Raw genomic sequence first — 18,025 nt, 5'->3', positions numbered from 1 at the left:
TAGCAAAAAAATAAGCAGGTCGAACCTGCTTAATTAATAGCTAAAGCTTTTATAATTCGAATAAGGCTTCAGGTTTATATTAAAATCCGATAGCAGCACCAAAACCAATAAAGAAGTCTGGTGAAATGTCTGACAGGCCGAATCCTCCTGAAAGGTCCAGTTGGAAATTATCTTTAGCGAGATAAATCACCCCTGTATTGAACCTGTGATCAGATACTCCATCTTGAAAAAAGCCATATGGCTCAGCAAAGACAGTGACACCAGAAGAAACAGCGTATCCCAGTACTAGCGTATAAAACGTCTGTGAATTGTCTTGAGGAAATGCCATTCCCAGATTATAGCCTAAAGAAAGTGACTCAGACAAAGTGTTTGAAAAATTCAATCGTAATTCAGGAATCGTCTCTCCCGGCTTGAAAGCCTCCTCCCCATTATTTAGTGTCACCTGGCCAATTACACTTATTTGAGGTACCGCTCCATTTTCTTCTACCAGATGAACCTTGGTACCTATAGTTAATGGTGATAGTCCACTAACTTTAGAATCATCAAGGTCGCTGCTCACTTGATTGATATTCTGAGTAATTCTAATTTCCACACCATCAATTACTCCGTAGCGAAGCAGCAGGTTTGCCAAAGTAATATTGGTAAAATCCCCAGCCTTCTCGGACACAAAACCATATTCAACCAAAAGATCACCTTTAGCTTGAACCGCTGAAGCTGCTGATTGTGTAGGACGGTCAGTTACAATTGGACTAGAATCCTGAGCTATCGATGATATCGCACTCGATAGCATAAAAATTGCGATTAGTTTTCTCATACCGCAAAACTACGCCCTTGAGATTGCTCTTACAATCATCACTATCACCGCACCTAAAAACATCAAGATGGAAATCTTATTGATGGTGTGCATTGCTCTCAGGTTGAAGCTCTTTGGGCGATTCGGATCTTTCTTTCGAAAGAAATATGTGAGCACCTCTGTGAAGTCAAAGTAATTGACTTTTTCTTTTTCTTGATTTTTCTTCTCGATCATATCTACACTATTAACCGCCAAAGTTATAAAAGTGTTCTAGAAGCTAACCTTCTTTACAGCTATCATGATGTCTTGATTCCTTCCTCTGTCGTCACTGCAAGAAATCTTAATTTTTCCTTCTGAAGGTGTAAAGTAGAGCTCTTCGTTTCTAGAAACAGCTTTAAAAAATTCATCGTTGATGTACCAGTAATATTTTGTTGCATTGGAAGGTGATTGTGCCTTTAACTGTATTTGTTTTTCATCATTGGCATCTACGTAGTATTCCAGACGGTCGACTGGAGATATTATTTCCAATCCCTGATTTGGGAAAACGCGCTCACAAAATTTGTAATGCGGCGGAATTTCAGAGAAAGTGATTTTTTCATTTTTAAAATAATCCAACATCTCAGCAGAATGATTCGGATATAGTGCTTCAATATGCTTATCCGCATCTTTGATACAAGTCATGCAATAACTCACAGAAGAATCTGGACTAACTAGTACGGGCTTTAAATGTTGACATAGTGTAGGTATAGTCACACCCTCTATCACATGATCAGCAACCGTATGGGTACAAAATGAATTGGGTTGTAATCCTGTCTCATCGCATACTAACACACGATCCACACCAGATGGCCTTTTATACCAATCGTAAGTGGAGATATCGGTTATCGCATTGAAAACGTCAAAAAGAATGGGCGCTGCCACTCCTACACCGGAAAGTTCTGGCGCACCTTCACCCGAAAAATTCCCAGCCCATACACCAATTGTATATTTTTGATTGTATCCAATGCTCCAGGCATCACGTCTTCCAAACGATGTTCCGGTCTTCCAAGCTATTTTAGGACGATTTGGGTTGTCTTTCCAACTATCTGGCAAATCTGGTCGTGTCACTTCTGTTAAGATTTCTGTCAAAATGTAGGCGGACTCCTCTGAAATAATTTCACTACTATACGATGTAGAGTCATTATCATTAAAATACCTTAATGGCTTAAAATTACCCTTTGTGGCAAATGAAGAATAGAGTCCTGTAAGCTCTTCCAGGGATACTCCACATCCTCCTAGAATCACCGATAGTCCTAACCTATTCTTTGTCTTCTCAATCGTCCTAAATTTGGATCTAATTAGTGGCTCGATAAACTCTTGAACTCCGTATTCATTAAGAAGATTTACTGCGGGCACATTTAAGGACTGTTTTAACGCTTCTTCAGAGGATATCCAACCGTTAAAGGTGTTATCGTAATTCTCTGGAATGTATCCACCAAAATTCATTTCAACATCCGCAATCCTCCTTTTGGGAGACAGTGTTCCTTTATCATAGTGGAGCGCATACAACAGCGGTTTTAATGTGCTGCCGGGTGATCTTATGGCATTAACCCCATCAACTTGACCAGCACTGGACTCGTCATAAAAGTTAGCTGAACCAACGTAACTGATAACTTGCCTTGATTCATTATCTACCACAATTATTGAGGTGTTGGTCACATTCAAATACCTCAACCTGTTGATATGCGTCTTGGCTATTTCTTCTAACTTCTTTTGATTTTCAAAATGCACATAGGTCTTTATAATGTTGCTTTTAACTTCCGATTTTAGCCTTCGAGAAAGGTGTGGTGCGTGCTTCGGCAACTCCCTCCTCTTTGGTTTCAATTCTTCGGTAAAGGCAAGATCAATAATATGTGTTTGAAAAACGTTTGCAGCTTTAAACCGCTCAAGCCATTCATCCTTTGCTTGATTTATCGGATCACTACTTTTCTTAATTGACAATGAACTGGGACGATTTGGAATAGCCACAATACCAGCCAATTCAGCAAGACTTAAGAGTGTTGGATCTTTTCCAAAGTAGATATGGGAAGCAGACTTCACTCCCTCAATATTCCCACCATATGGAAGTAGATTAAGGTAGAGTCGCAGTATATCGTCCTTGCTGTAGTGATATTCCAGTTGCAGGGCATTAAACATCTCAACTATCTTATTGCCATACGTCCGTTCTTTTGGATTAAGTAGTCTAGCCAATTGCATCGTAATAGTCGAGGCTCCCGATTTCCTCTTTCCGCTTGAAATGTTTTGAAAGAACGCCCGAAATATTGAAATGGGATTAACACCAGGATGCGAATAGAAATACTGATCTTCTTTAAAGAGTATTGCCTTTTTTAGATCTGCCGTTATTTCAGAGCTATCTAGATAAAGCCGCCATTTATCATCAGGAGAAAGGTAAGCGTTGAGAATATTATCATTATCATCTACAATGAGCGTGGAATATGACACCTCTTTTTCAAAGGGAAAGGCATAATCTAATAGTAGAAAGATCAGGAAAAGAGAGACTATAAACAGTACTCCTAAAGAGACTATTTTTAGTAGACTTTTTCGGAAATATGTTGATATTTTCCTAAACTTCATATTGCCTTTAATGAGGTTTGATTTTAATATTATTTACATTGCTCACACCTAACTAACTACACGCGTATATGCCTATTCATCTTAACTACCAATCCAATCGAATTAAAATCCTTAAAAATGTATTTCTCATTGTCTTTGTAGCATCGTTTACATTTTCATGCAGCAATAAAAACAAGGTTGAAATCTCTTACAAGAACTTTGGTGAAGAAGTGAATACTACACAAAACTTCACCATCGAATTTTCACAAAATGTTGCAGATGAAAGCTGGCTTAATCAGTGGGACAGCACACAATTTATAAAATTTGAACCTCCCATCGAGGGCGTATTCAATTGGCAATCTCCAAGCACCTTAGTTTTTTCTCCCTCCAAAAAATTACCGCCAGCAACAACCATTAGTGGTGTGGTCACTAAAAACATATTCCCTGAAGGAACGGATTATTCACTTGGAGATGATATTTCATTTTCATTCACCACAACGCCATTAAGCGTTTATAGAATTGCTTCATATTGGGCGAGGCTAGATAAAAAATCAAAAGACACACCGAAGGTATTTGTTGAGTTAGAATTCAATTTTCCAGTGCCTGTTTCAGAACTGAAGAGCAAGATCCAGCTGCGATTAGGAGCTGATGAAGCAGCCTTTGTAATGGACACCAAAGAGGAATATGCTCGCACCGTCAAATTTTATGTTGATCAATATGAGTTGAAAGATTTAACAATACCTGTAAAGGTCAGCTTACAGCCTGGGATTATTCCTTTTGGTGGTGACCAAGCCACGAAAGAAGAAAGATTAATTACCACAAACCTCAACAGCCCATTCAATTTCAAGGTAAACAATGTGAGTTCAAATTATGATGGATCTAAGGGCATAGTTACTGTGGTTACTTCTCAGGCCCCTCAACTGGAGGATTATGAGAAGTACATTGAAATAAAGCCCAAAGTTTCCTATGATGTTGAAAGAAGAACCAATGGATTTGTAATCACAAGTGAATCCTTCGAAGTATCTGAAAAGTATGAAGTGATTCTAAAGGAAGGAATCGAAGGAGAAATAGGTGGAATTTTAAAAAATAACTACCGAGAGGAATTCTCATTCGGAAAGGTTCAACCTACCATCAAGTTTGCTAGCACTAAAACACGATTCTTGAGTAGAAAAGGCTTTAAGAATATAAAAGTCCAAATACTAAATATCCCGGAGGTAGAAGTAGTAGTATCTAAACTCTATGAAAACAATGCTAAGTCGTTTCTAGCAAGCCGTGACTACTACTATGACTACAATTCTGATGAATATTACTACGGTTATAACTACAATAACACAAATCTTCAAGATCAGGTTTGGACAAAAACCATCAAAACATCAGATCTTAAAAAAGAAGGCAATAGCAGCATATTAAACCTTGATTTTGATGATAAACTGAGCGATTACAAAGGCATATATGTCGTGCAAGTAAGATCTACTGAAAACCGATGGCTCAAAGACTCAAGACTGATATCGATTTCTGACCTAGGCATCATCGTAAAAAATGGTGATGACAAAGTTCATGTATTTGTAAACTCGTTGGATTCAGGCGAGCCTGTTTCCAATTCCTCAGTTTCAATAATTGGTAGTAATAATCAAAAATTAAAAACAGTAACAACCGACAACCAAGGCGTTGCCGTATTCGATCTCGATCCAAATCTTCCAAATGGATTTAGGCCAGAGATGATAACTGCTAGCCTGCAAGACGATTATAACCTAGTCGATTTTGGGTCGACATCTGTACAAACCTCCCGCTATGATATCGGTGGTAAATACCTTGGAGATCGAGTATACGAAGGTTTTATCTTCATGGAAAGAGATCTCTACAGACCTGGTGAAACGGCCAATTTTGCGGTAATTGTAAGGGATCGTAAATGGGGACTACCTGGAGAAATACCTGTTAAGATAAATGTTAGAACTCCCGATGGAAGAGAATTCATCAATCAACAGAAAATTCTAAATAACCAGGGATCAGCAGAGACATCAATCAACTTACCAAAAGCAAGTTTGACCGGCAACTACTCCATAACTGTCAAAACTTCGAACGACAAATTCTTAACTAGTGCTACGCTAAAAGTAGAAGAATTTCTACCAGATAGGATTAAAGTAGAATCCAAACTGGACAAGGAAGAGTATTCTCCAGTTGATCGCAAAATTGGAATCAATGTCAACGCTGTTAATTTCTTCGGTCCTCCCGCTGCAAACAAAAATTACGAAGTACGTATGCAGTGGACCAAAACTGGATTCTATCCAAAAAACTACCGAGGATATAATTTCAGTTACTACAAAAGCAACACCCAGTTTTATGATATCACAAAATCTGGAACTACTGACGGTCAAGGTAATGCAAGCATTTCTGTTGAGATACCATCTAATTACAAAAACAATGGTATTCTAAGATTAACAGCCTTTGTAACCGTTTTTGACGAGACAGGAAGACCTGTCGGCGTGATCAACAGATCAAATGTGTATACCCAAGAAGTCTTTTTCGGTCTCAAAAGCGATGATTACTGGGTAAAGACTGGTGACCTGGTTAAAACAAACTTGATTGCCCTCGATAGAGAGGAAAAAGTACTAGATGGTCAAGTTGCTACCGTACAAGTGATCAAGCATGAGTATAAAACTGTTCTAGCTAAGTCTGGCAGTTATTATCGTTATCGATCACAGAGCTATGAACGAATAATTGAAGACAAGGAAATTGAATTTAATGGAGAAAACACTAGCATATCTTTCATCCCAGATCTTTCTGGCAGATACGAAGTGAGAATTTTCCCTCCTGGAGTCAACAATTATGTATCGAGGAGCTTCTATGCTTACGGATATGGATCTACTACAGTAAACTCGTTTGAAGTAGATAATGAAGGCGAAGTAGACATTGTTTTAGATAAAGATGAATATCAGCCTGGAGAGACCGCTAAGGTTCTTTTGAAGACTCCTTTCTCAGGTAAAGTATTGGTGACGGTAGAAAGCAACAATGTACTGGATCATTTTTATGTGGAAGCAAACAATAGGTCTGCCCAGTTTGATTTACCTATCAAAGATACCTACCTGCCAAACGTCTTTGTAGCCACCACCCTATTCAAACCGCAAAAGGAGTCTGACATTCCACTAACAGTGGCTCATGGATATAGACCTATCAAAGTAGATAAGCCTGAAAACAAGTTAGAGATCGCAATCGAAGCAGTTGAAAAATCTAAGTCCAATAAATCGCAGACAATAAAAATATCTACCGCTCCCAATGCCATGGTTGGTTTGGCTGTTGTAGATGAGGGGATTTTACAAGTATCCAAGTATCAAACACCAGATCCGTACAAGTTCTTCTATGGAAAGCGAGCGCTTGGAGTGAAATCATATGATGTATATCCATACTTGTTCCCTGAGATTGCAGGTAACCTCACTGGTGGTGGAGCTGGTTTGGCCGCCGAGCTTTCATCACGAATAAATCCGTTGAATAATGACCGTGTAAAACTGGTGAGCTTCTGGAGCGGTATAAAACAAGCAGATAATAGCGGTGACTTAGAATACACCATAGACATTCCTCAATATTCTGGTGATTTGAGGATCATGGCTGTAGCATTTAAAAACGAAGCATTTGGTAATGGGCAGGATAACATGAAAGTAGCCGATCCTGTTGTTATTAGTCCTGGAATCCCAAGATTCCTAAGTCCTAACGACACACTTGTAATGCCTGTTGCTATTTCAAATACAACCGCTGATCAGATACGCGCTGATGTCGAGGTGACAACCGCAGATTTGCTAAATATAGTTGGCAATGCATCGACCAAAGAATCTTTAAAAGCGGAACAAGAAACGTCACTCTCTTACAAGCTCTACTCTGATAATAATATTGGTAGTAGCCAGATTAATATAAAAGTGGAGGATGGAAGTAGCACCTACAATCACACGACTGATATTACGATTAGGCCAAACTCTCCACTGCTAAAGCTTACCGGATCGGGAGTGATAAAGGGAAGTAAAACCGAAGAGGCTGAAATAAAGGACTCAAACTTTATTGAAAAAACTGTGAAACGGAAGCTGATAGTGAGTAAGTCTCCAATGGTTGAATTCACAAAAGATCTATCGTATCTACTTCGTTACCCATATGGATGTCTGGAGCAAACAACTTCACAAGGTTTTCCTCTTCTTTACTATAGAAACATATCAAGTGGTGTATTGAGCAATGACGATCTATCAGTCAAAAACGCGAACTACATCGTAAATGAAGCAATAAAGCGGATTTACTTGATGCAGTTGTACAATGGAGGCTTCACTTATTGGCCAGGTCGAGGCACAGAATCTTTTTGGGGTTCTGTCTATGCCACACACTTCCTGGTTGAAGCGCAAAGAGCAGGATACAATGTTGATAACAGAGTGCTATCAGAAGCATTGGAGTACCTGGCTAGCAAAGCGAACGAAAAACGTGTGATTGACTACTATTATACCTATAGCCAAAAGAGAGCCATCTATCCTAGAGGAAGCATCTATGCACTTTATGTGCTGGCTTTAGCAGGTCAACCGCAAACTTCAACGATGAATTTTTACCTGTCTAAATCTTCATCCTTGACCTCTGACAGTAAATACTTGCTTAGTGCGGCTTATGTACTTTCTGGAAATCCTACAAAAAGCAGAGATCTTATAAAGACACAATTTGTCAGCGAATCCAAGATCAGATCAACAGGAGGAAGCTTCTACTCTCCTATTCGAGATGAAGCGATTGCACTTACCGCACTCTTAGATGTAGATCCTACCAATGCTGAGATTCCGGTGATGGCAAAACACATTTCTCAAGCATTGAAAAGCAAGGGATGGTACAGCACACAAGAACGGGCATTTAGCTTAATTGCGTTAGGAAGGATTGCAAAAGAAGCTGAAAATACTTCAATCAATGCGGAAGTAAAGGCCAACGGCAAGACTATCGGCTCATTCAAAAACACAAATGAACCTCTAGAGCTCGATGGTGATGATGTGCAAGGAAAAGTTTCTATCAATACCAGTGGTAGTGGTACACTTTACTATTTCTGGGAATCAGAAGGTATCAGCAAAGACGGCTCTTACGTGCAGGAAGACAACTACATTAAGGTTAGAAGAACGTACTACCATGAAAATGGAGCTAAAGCAGATCTCAATAACATCAAGCAAAATGATCGATTGATCGTTCGGTTAGATCTTACCAATACTTTCGGAACCAAGATTGACAATGTAGTAGTCACTGACATGCTTCCTGGATGCTTTGAAGTTGAAAACCCACGCTTTGGACAGCTGCCAGCGTATCGATGGATCAAAGGAGCCAATACACCTGACTATTCAGACTTTAGAGACGACAGAGTACACCTGTTTACTGATATCAACTACGTACCGCAAAGCTATTACTATATGGTGAGGGCGGTTTCAAAAGGAACGTACAACTTAGGTCCTGTTGCAGCTGACGCGATGTATAATAACGAGTATCATTCATATCATGGAGCCGGAAAAGTGGTTGTGAAATAATTGCTTGCTACTGAATTTTTGAGATTCAAACCGCATGAAGATTAAGTATCCATTTGAGCCAAGCCTAAAGAATCACCTATTGATTGCTCTAGGCTTGGCTCTTTGGATTTTCATATTCTTATTTGCAACCGAACCTCTTGACGTCAATGAATTAAGTGATCAAGAAAAACTTATTTACCTGCCTGTTTACGGACTGTTTTGTTCTTTATGCTACATTTCCATCCTTCCTCTACAAAACCTTCTTTATAAAAAAAGAGGTAGGAAATGGAGCTTAAGGTCTGAGTTGATACTTCTTTTCACATTAGTAAGTTTGACATTCCTAGCGATGCGTATGGTTTACTATTACATCGTGATGGATCAGCATCCGAATGCCTATACCCTTTCATATTTCTTTACGAACATATTTTTACCAGCCAGCTTTACCATTTTCCCAATGGTAGTTGTAGTTAGGTGGTTATTTGGAAGGTTTCAAGAGAAGAGGTTGAATTCAGATAAAATAGAAATTAAGGGACAAGGATCATATGAGAGTTTGCGCTTAAATATTCAAGATCTTGTTTACATACAATCGGCAGACAACTACATTGAAGTGACCTACAAAGAAGACTCACTGAAAAAGCAACTGATTAGAGCCAAACTATCCGATATTGAAAAAGACCTTTCTCAACTAACAAGGGCACATCGGTCTTATTTGATAAACCCCTATCACTTTAAGCAATGGAAAACTGGTAATAGAAAGCTCAGTATCATTCTAATTGATGATATTGAGATTCCAGTTTCAAAGACCTTCCAATCAAATCTGGAAATGGCTGTTAATTCTACCACAACGTCGTAATATTTCACCACAGCAAAGCTTCACCAGCCCTTTTTGATACAAATTGAAAAGTACGTTTGCTCATCAAATTCAAACATTATGATCAAACAATTTTCAATCCTTTTATTGATAGCTGTTTTCGCGTTACCAGTACTCGGTCAAGAAACAAAAAAGCCAATCGTCTTGATTGTTGGGACTATGCATGAGGTACCTAAAATTGTTAAAAACAGCTATCGCCCATTGCTGAAACAAGCAATTGAATTTGGCCCTGATGCGATCTATGTGGAACGACAGAGACCAGATGATTCATTAAGCTTAATAAACTACGAATCGAATTGGTTTTTACCATTTGGAGACAGTTTGAAAAAATCATTTGAAGCGGACACCTGTCGTACAAAAAAACTAGTAAAACAAAGTGTTTTCGATATGACACGATCAGACTATGAATACCTATCTACTTACTATGCTATTGCCAGAGATAAGGCCAATTGGCACTACTATTCATATCTAGCAAAGTATGGGTTAAATGGAAGTTTAAAGCCATTGCGAAGAGAAGGCGGAGATCTAACAGCCAAGCTTGCCATCAAAATGAATATGAATAAAATCTACTCAATGGATCATCAGCATGGCAATAAAGACTACCATAAGTTATGGCGTCAGTGTATCAAGGAAAGTCAAGTCGATGGTGAGGTCAAATACCTGGTAAAAATCAACAAGAAGTCCTATCGAAAGGCCATTTTCCCAGCTCTAATTGGTAGACTAGGTAAGCATACCAATCGAATAAAAACGCTTCAAAGTTATGATCCTGGCAATCGATTTACGTTTCGGAAAACCGAATGCGAACCTTGCATTCAAGCAGGTCAAATCTGGGATCAGCGAAACGCCGGGATGGCTAAAAATATTGGAGAACAAGTTCTAGCAAATAAGCAAAATCGAGCAATAGTGATTGTTGGTGCAGGTCATGTGTTAGGCATTAGGGATTCCCTTTTGGATCAATTCCCTGAGTTGGATGTTAGAATTTTGAATCAGATGTAAACATTGAAACTATTCCCTGGTTGATTGATGTTAACAGTATCAACCTAATAGCTTATGTATACCAGACGAACCTACCGCGCTTCAGAACTGGCCATTTGGACCAGATTCGATACGCTAAAAATTCTAAGCATTATTATTCTGTGGGTATTGGCCTACTACTTCTTAGATCTCAATTGGCTTCAGATTCCCTGGACTCCAATCGCTCTTATTGGTACAGCGGTAGCATTCATCGTAGGTTTTCAAAATAATGCTACTTATGATCGGATATGGGAAGCTCGAAAAATTTGGGGTGGCATCGTAAATACTTCTCGCTCATTTGGAATGTTTGTTCAAGATATGGTCACCAATGATCATGCAAGCAAAAAACTATCAGATGAAGAATTGCATGAAGAAGTGAAGGTGCTTACTTACCGCCATATCGCCTGGATGACTGCTCTACGTCATGCAATGAGAGCTAAGAAGCAATGGGAAACAACCGCTGACCAAAAAACGAATCAAGAATGGGGCATTCGACCACCAGAAAGATTATCAGCTTTAGAAGACGACTTACGACCTTACCTAAGCAAAGAAGACTTAGAGGATGTTCTATCAAAAGACAATAAGCAGACTGCGCTTTTGTATCAACAATCTCATCATTTAAGAAAGCTTAAAGATTCAGGACATATTTGGGAATTTTCATTCCTGGAATTAGAAAGTGTCCAGAAAGACCTTTTTGACCTTCAGGGGAAAAGTGAGCGGATTAAAAATTTTCCGTACCCAAGACAGTTTGCAACGCTCAATCACTATTTCATGTGGATCTTACTGATGTTTCTTCCGGTAGCTCTCGTTCCACAATTTATGGATATTGGCAATGACTTATCCGAAACTTATCCGGTAATTGGTGACCTGTTCATTTGGTTTGCAATACCAGTTTATACTGCCATCGGATGGGTATTTCACACGATGGAGCGAATTGGAAGAACCGGAGATAATCCATTCGAAGGTACATCCAATGATGTCCCTATCTCTACGATAGCCAGAGGCATTGAAATTGATTTGCGTCAGAATTTAGGCGAAAATAAAGATGATATTCCAGGTCAATTTCCAGCAGATTACAATGTTCAGTTCTAACTGCATCTAGTCATTGAAGATTGCAAGAGAAATCAAGCATAACTTCTTACATTAAAACTTAACCTAATTGATTAGCAATTAGTTATGCATTTATTCACTTAGCGCTGAGGGTTTTTCAATTAAAAAAATGAAATTAAATCAATAGAATATCCTATTTCATTTTGTATTTTTGAGAGTTACAGAACCTAGTATTTTTTGAGATTGGACTTGATTAGCATGATTTAATCTGGTCCATAACCAGCTATGAAATGATGCGACCACCTAAAAGGATTTTATACTTAATCCCTATCCTGTTTTTATTGATTTTGATAATCAATTTAAGCGATAGTGATTCCGAAATCGTAGCCCTTCAAAACCCAGACTTTAAAAAACTCGATAAGCGTACGCGCATGGACCTTGCTGCAGAGCAAGAGTTTGAACGAACCAAAGATCCAGCATTAGGCATTGTTCCAAGAAATAGGCTTTACGAAGCATATAAAGTTAAAGAGCGAATGAAATCTCAAAAAGGTGGTGAGATTTTGTTAGATGCTATTCCAGGAGTTTCGTGGAAAGAGCGTGGTCCCAATAACCTTGGAGGTCGTACGCGAGCAATCATGGTTGACCCAAATGATGTAAGCAACAATACGATATGGTCTGCCAGTATTGCCGGAGGTTTATGGAAGACTACGGATATAACCAAGGAAAGTCCAAACTGGACATCAGTCAACGACTTTTTTGAAAACATGGCCATAACTACATTGGCTTACGATCCCAATACAACTACAACCATGTACTTCGGTACAGGAGAAGGTTTCTTCAATGTAGATGCAATTCAAGGAAATGGAATTTGGAAAAGTACCGATGGTGGAGACACTTGGACACAATTGACAAGTACAGTCACAGATAACTTTACCACATGCGCTGGAGGTGGAGATTGTAATTTTCTCTATGTAAATAAGATTGTTGTGACCACATCCGGAACTATTCTGGCCGCAACGAGAGGAAACTTTACCAACCGTGGTGGTGTCATGCGGTCGACAGACGGTGGAACAAGCTGGACAAAAGTGCTAACAGGATTATCCGGTCAATTTGAGTGGGCTTCAGATATAGAAATCGGAGCTGATGGCGATGTCTATGCAAGTTTTGGCATCTTCCAAAACAACAGCATCTGGAAGTCTACTGATGATGGAGCTACTTGGGGAGGAAGTGAAATTTATACCTCAGCAGCAGATGAAGAACGAATAGAACTTGCAACCGCGCCTAGCAACTCAGAATACATTTATGCTTTAGTTCAAGAAGATGACGCTTCAATTAAGAAGATCATGAGGTCCACCAACGGTGGTACCACCTGGAATACACTTACTACTCCTTCCTGGTGCGATCAGGACTGCTCCTCTCCTTCTACGGACTTTACCAGAGGACAAGCATGGTATGATCTAACTCTGGCTGTAGATCCAAATGATGAAGATGTGGTTTACATAGGAGGAATAGATTTACTGAGAACCACTGATGGTGGTACTAACTGGACTCAAATGACCAACTGGGCAGGTACTGATGATTTTCCAGAAGTTCATGCTGATCAGCATACGATTGTTTATCAACCAGGGAGCTCTGATGTGATCTATTTTGGCAATGACGGTGGAATATATTCTACCCAAGATGGAAGTGCCACCTCTCCTACATTTAGCAGAAAAGAATTTGGATATAATACCTCGCAGTTTTATTCAATCGCCATGGAGCCGACTGCATATGATCCTGGATTTATTGGTGGCACTCAAGACAATGGAACTAACAAAGTTTCCAACTTGGGAGTAGCGTCAATAGTGGAAGTAACCGGTGGTGATGGTGGCTTTGCCCACATTGATCAGGATAATCCAAATATCCAATTTACGGCTTTTACAAACGCAAACATCAATCGATCAACAGACGGAGGATTGACCTTTAGCGGTGTACTCAATAGTGGTAGTGGTTCATTTATCAATCCCTCAGATTTAGCCAATGCAGATAATATGTTTTATGCCGGATTGGCAGCAGGTCAATATTTGCTCACCAATGATACAGAGGCAGGCACGATAACTTGGTTTACTAGCGGAGATATCACTGCGTTTAATTCTGGAAACGTTACAGCTGTAACTGCATCAGAAAACACTTCTGAGCGCGTATTTTTTGGATTAGATAATGGAAGAGTCGTTAGAGTAGAAAATGCAGCTTCAATACCTGCTGGAACCAATATTGGCAGTGGAAGTTTCCCCGCTGGCTCAGTTTCTTGCATTGCGATTGAGGATGGAAATGATAACCACTTATTGGTCACTTACTCGAATTATGGAGTTAGCAGTGTCTGGGAAACCACCAACGGAGGTACGAGTTGGACAGAGGTAGAAGGAAACCTGCCTGATATGCCAGTAAGGTGGGCGCTATTCAACCCCAATAATAGTGATCAAGCATTGATTGCTACCGAACTTGGTGTCTGGTCTACTGACAATCTTAACGGAGCTTCTACGGTTTGGGAAGCATCAAACAATGGGTTAGCTAACGTTCGTACGGACATGCTGCAAATACGGTCATCCGATAACCTGGTAGTAGCAGGAACACATGGCAGAGGCATCTTTACTTCTGATATTTTCACTACAGTGCATGCAGACTTCACTTCTGATAGAAATACCATTTATGCAGAGGCGAGCATCAATTTTACGGATGCCTCCTACCAAGCGACTTCCTGGGAGTGGGATTTTGGAGATGGTGGAATTTCAACCGAAGAAAATCCGAGTCATACATATAAAAGATCAGGTGTTTACAATGTGACGCTTACGATTAACGGAGGAGCTGACTCACAAACAAAATCAGGATTCATACATGTGTTGCCAAACGTCGCCATTCCATTCTCTGCTGCGGATGGTGGAAACTTCGAAACCAATACTACCTACTTTGGATCTGATGACTTAGCCGGAGGAATTGATTTGTGGGAGTTGGGTACTCCTGGCAATGCTATTTCTACAGTTAACTCTGGTACAGATGCATGGAAGACTTCACTTTCTTCAGACATCACACAAGCAGACTATTCGTGCGCACTATTCTCGCCAAACTTCAACTTCACTGAGACAGGAACCTACACATTGAGTTTCCGAAAAAGCATGGAACGTCAATTTGTGAATGCTCCATTTGGCGTGCAGGTACAATATTCAACTGACAATGGAACCAACTGGACCAGACTGGGGAGTGATGACGGCAGCGGAACAAATTGGTACGACAAAGGTCCAAACTCAGCAAGCAGCCTAGAAACAAATGTCATTCACGATCGCACCGGGTTTAATGACAACTATTCGAATGAGGCCACCTCCTACGATGTTTCATTTCTTGGCGGTAATGCAACCGTAGCATTTAGATTTGTGCTTTATGTCAACGCTGGTTACAGTGGTGGGTATGCACGAGATGGATTCATGATTGATGATTTCGAAATATCTGGACCTACCAATGCGGCAAATGTGAATATTACAGAAAATGATCCTGGCACCCATTTATCTTTGAATGGAACTAGTGACTATACTACCCTTTCAAATCTGAGTATCAATGAATCCTTTTCTGCTGAAATGTGGATTAATCCGTCTACAACAAATGACGGACAAACCTTCCTTGCCAAGCACGATGCATCAGGGAACGATATTTTTAAAATAGGCTTCAACTCAGGAGCAATTGAAGTGGATATTAGAGGAACCACCACATCTGGAGGGACTCCAGAGGCAGGTCTTCAGCACATAGTAGTGACGGTGGATAAACTCACCGGTACTACCTCCCAAATTACTGTATATAAAGACGGTGCTCAATTATTTCAGAATACCATCTCTGAGGTCATCGGTGATCCAGATGGATTGGACTGGGTGATTGGTCAAGATTGGGATGGTATAGGTGTCACCTCTGATTTCTTCGGAGGATCCATAGATGAGCTTAGAATATGGAACAAAGTGTTGACGGAAACAGAGGTTAGAACAAACAACTTCCTAATTGCAGATGGGCTGGATACTGATTTAGTAGGCTATTGGCAATTCAACGAGAATACCGGTAGCGCGACTCAAAATATAATTACCAGCAATGAAGGGACATTGTCAGGAACGACTACATGGGAAACATCTACCTCTCCAGTTGGCAAAGGGAATGCTTACAGTGCAACCATCACCACAGATGGAACAACTGTATTGAGCAGTGGCTTAACGGTTGAATTTATTGGTGTGTCTGGGTCGTTTGATATGGTAGCATTTGAGATTAATAATGTCCCGATCGGAACATTGCCCGGAAATGAAAATATGCTGGAAGAGGAAATAAACTCCCCATATTGGATACTGGAAATCTATGGTGCAGGTACATTCACGAGTGCAAATCTTACTTATACTTATGGTGCAGCAGCATTTACACAAACGAATCCTGCAAGCGTTTTCCTTTTCAAGCGTGATAGCAAATCGAATGGTACGTGGGGGACAATCATTTCTGCAAGCTCTGTAAATGTAGGGACGGGTGAAGCGGTTTTTAATGGAATCACATCATTTAGCCAAACTACGTTTGGAGCAGCTAGCGCTCCCCTTCCTGTCGATTTAGTTGCATTCCAAGCCAAGAGAATAGAAAATATAAACAGACTGACATGGTCAACTGCTACTGAAATTAACAATGAACATTTTGAAATACTTAGAAGCATTGATCAAGACCATTGGCGAGTTATAGATATTGTTGATTCTAAGTCACCATCCGGAAATAGTAATTCCGTACTCTCCTATTCATACATCGATATTGAAATATTTAGTTCTGAGCAAGTGTTCTACCGATTGAAACAAGTAGATTTTGATGGCACAGAAACACTTAGTCAGATAGTTGAAATAAGCATTGAATCTGATGAACAAGCGAGTTTCAATGTATATCCAAATCCTGTAGGTGAACTTTTGACAATGGAGATTAATGCACCATTGGCAGGCAATGCAGTCATTGAATTGACTAGTTTAAGTGGTAATCGAGTGATTGTAGAAAACGTCACCATTGGTGTGGGCGTAAACTTGATTCCAATAAATACAAGTCTCTTGCAATCAGGCATTTACATTATCAATGTCAATTCAAATAGTATGTCTTTCTCTAGAAAGATTATCAAGCAATAAGCGACTAATCGTTTAAAAATTAATGAAAAGTGAACCATTCTAGAATAATACTGTTATTGTTGTATGTACAATAGTTGTATAGATGAGTAATTATTTAAAAGCCATACTAGAAGTGATTAAGACAGGACATTGGATTACTGATCAAGTTTCTATTGAACTTAAAGAGTTTGATATAACAGAGCCACAATTCAACGTCCTGAGAATATTGAATGGTAGGAACGGAAAACCTGTTACGGTCCAGGAAATTCAATCTCAGATGGTTCAACGCAGTAGCAATGTCACTCGAATTATAGATAAGCTTTTGGATAAACAATTTGTAGAAAGAAAAGAGTGTCCTTCCAATAGGCGTAAAATGGATATCACAATAACTCAAAGTGGTGTTGACCATTTAAAGATATTGGACCAAAAACTGAGCAAGTTTCACTCCTCTATGAAGAATAATCTATCAAATACAGAACTAGAGCAATTAACAGAATTAATAAAAAAACTAAAAGGAGAAACGAAATGAAGAAAGTACTTGCAATCGGAGGTAGTAGTAGCCGAAATTCCATAAATAAGCGATTTGCAACCTGGGCGGCCAATGAACTTGCCGGAGCAGAAATTCAAGAGGTAGATTTAAATGATTTTGAACTGCCTTTATACAGCATCGACAAAGAAACCGAGAATGGAATACCGCAAGAAGCCCACGATTTTAAATCATTAATCAAAGAATCGGATGGTGTAGTTCTATCACTAGCCGAACATAATGGCAGTTTTAGTGCAGCATTCAAAAACATTACTGATTGGGTATCCAGAATCGAAAAAGGCACATGGGCAGATACCCCAATGCTATTACTTGCAACCTCACCTGGAGGCAGAGGTGGCCAAGGGGTACTTGAATCTGCAAAATCTATCATGCCCCATCAAGGAGCAAAAGTTGCTGGTGCTTTTTCGCTTCCGTCATTTGGTAGCAACTTTGATGACTCAGGAATAGTAGACGCAGGTTTAAAGTCAAGTTTTGAGGAACAACTAAAAGCTTTTGAGCAAGCATTATAATAGCTAAGGGAGC

Annotated in this window: 10 protein-coding genes; 7 read left to right on the top strand and 3 right to left on the bottom strand. The window is 39.6% G+C overall.

Translation table 11 applies throughout. From position 1 onward, the window contains the following. Positions 1-79: 79 nt before the first annotated feature. The 3 genes from ACY650_RS17120 to pbpC are packed head-to-tail and all read right to left on the bottom strand — an operon-like array spanning position 80 to position 3,406. Positions 80-814 (bottom strand): transporter, encoded by a 735-nt coding sequence (locus ACY650_RS17120; RefSeq protein WP_462249309.1) that lies wholly within the window; start codon positions 812-814, stop codon positions 80-82. 9 nt (positions 815-823) lie between these two features. Then, positions 824-1,027 (bottom strand): DUF6728 family protein, encoded by a 204-nt coding sequence (locus ACY650_RS17115; protein ID WP_462249307.1) that lies wholly within the window; start codon positions 1,025-1,027, stop codon positions 824-826. Positions 1,028-1,063: 36 nt separating this feature from the next. Then, positions 1,064-3,406, bottom strand: a complete 2,343-nt coding sequence (gene pbpC, locus ACY650_RS17110) for a penicillin-binding protein 1C (protein WP_462249305.1) — start codon at positions 3,404-3,406, stop codon at positions 1,064-1,066. Positions 3,407-3,474: 68 nt separating this feature from the next. On the opposite strand from pbpC, the gene ACY650_RS17105 reads away from it, so the two are divergent. The 7 genes from ACY650_RS17105 to ACY650_RS17075 all read left to right on the top strand — a co-directional run bounded on the left by ACY650_RS17105 (position 3,475) and on the right by ACY650_RS17075 (position 18,012). Then, positions 3,475-8,907: an alpha-2-macroglobulin gene (locus ACY650_RS17105; RefSeq protein WP_462249303.1), complete on the top strand. Its 5,433-nt coding sequence runs from the start codon at positions 3,475-3,477 to the stop codon at positions 8,905-8,907. 34 nt (positions 8,908-8,941) lie between these two features. Continuing rightward, positions 8,942-9,739 carry a LytTR family DNA-binding domain-containing protein gene (locus ACY650_RS17100; protein WP_462249301.1) on the top strand — a complete coding sequence of 266 codons (798 nt, stop codon included), beginning with the start codon at positions 8,942-8,944 and terminating at the stop codon, positions 9,737-9,739. A 78-nt stretch (positions 9,740-9,817) separates the two neighbouring features. Continuing rightward, positions 9,818-10,753, top strand: a complete 936-nt coding sequence (locus ACY650_RS17095) for a DUF5694 domain-containing protein (RefSeq protein WP_462249299.1) — start codon at positions 9,818-9,820, stop codon at positions 10,751-10,753. A gap of 54 nt (positions 10,754-10,807) precedes the next feature. Beyond that, a complete protein-coding gene (locus ACY650_RS17090; RefSeq protein ID WP_462249297.1) occupies positions 10,808-11,863 on the top strand; it encodes a bestrophin family protein in 1,056 nt (351 codons plus the stop codon). 248 nt (positions 11,864-12,111) lie between these two features. Next, on the top strand, positions 12,112-16,977 hold the full coding sequence (locus ACY650_RS17085) for a LamG-like jellyroll fold domain-containing protein (protein ID WP_462249295.1): 4,866 nt from the start codon (positions 12,112-12,114) through the stop codon (positions 16,975-16,977). An 82-nt stretch (positions 16,978-17,059) separates the two neighbouring features. Continuing rightward, positions 17,060-17,485 (top strand): MarR family winged helix-turn-helix transcriptional regulator, encoded by a 426-nt coding sequence (locus tag ACY650_RS17080; protein ID WP_462249293.1) that lies wholly within the window; start codon positions 17,060-17,062, stop codon positions 17,483-17,485. After that, complete coding sequence (locus ACY650_RS17075; RefSeq protein WP_462249292.1) at positions 17,482-18,012, top strand: NADPH-dependent FMN reductase; 531 nt, start codon at positions 17,482-17,484, stop codon at positions 18,010-18,012. The genes ACY650_RS17080 and ACY650_RS17075 overlap by 4 nt, the downstream gene beginning before the upstream one ends. The last annotated feature ends 13 nt before the right edge of the window (positions 18,013-18,025 follow it).

The organism is Ekhidna sp. (assembly GCF_963691765.1).
In the GTDB taxonomy this organism is placed as follows: Bacteria; Bacteroidota; Bacteroidia; order Cytophagales; family Cyclobacteriaceae; genus Ekhidna.
Note: the sequence above shows the minus strand (reverse complement) of the source record. Positions and strands in the feature narration are given on the sequence as shown.

Excerpts from the sequence above, each read along its gene's own strand:
- ACY650_RS17120 (WP_462249309.1), bottom strand. The coding sequence starts at position 814 with ATGAGAAAACTAATCGCAATTTTTATGCTATCGAGTGCGATATCATCG.
- ACY650_RS17090 (WP_462249297.1), top strand. The coding sequence starts at position 10,808 with ATGTATACCAGACGAACCTACCGCGCTTCAGAACTGGCCATTTGGACC.
- ACY650_RS17095 (WP_462249299.1), top strand. The coding sequence starts at position 9,818 with ATGATCAAACAATTTTCAATCCTTTTATTGATAGCTGTTTTCGCGTTA.
- ACY650_RS17100 (WP_462249301.1), top strand. The coding sequence starts at position 8,942 with ATGAAGATTAAGTATCCATTTGAGCCAAGCCTAAAGAATCACCTATTG.
- ACY650_RS17105 (WP_462249303.1), top strand. The coding sequence starts at position 3,475 with ATGCCTATTCATCTTAACTACCAATCCAATCGAATTAAAATCCTTAAA.
- ACY650_RS17085 (WP_462249295.1), top strand. The coding sequence starts at position 12,112 with ATGATGCGACCACCTAAAAGGATTTTATACTTAATCCCTATCCTGTTT.
- pbpC (WP_462249305.1), bottom strand. The coding sequence starts at position 3,406 with ATGAAGTTTAGGAAAATATCAACATATTTCCGAAAAAGTCTACTAAAA.
- ACY650_RS17115 (WP_462249307.1), bottom strand. The coding sequence starts at position 1,027 with ATGATCGAGAAGAAAAATCAAGAAAAAGAAAAAGTCAATTACTTTGAC.
- ACY650_RS17080 (WP_462249293.1), top strand. The coding sequence starts at position 17,060 with ATGAGTAATTATTTAAAAGCCATACTAGAAGTGATTAAGACAGGACAT.
- ACY650_RS17075 (WP_462249292.1), top strand. The coding sequence starts at position 17,482 with ATGAAGAAAGTACTTGCAATCGGAGGTAGTAGTAGCCGAAATTCCATA.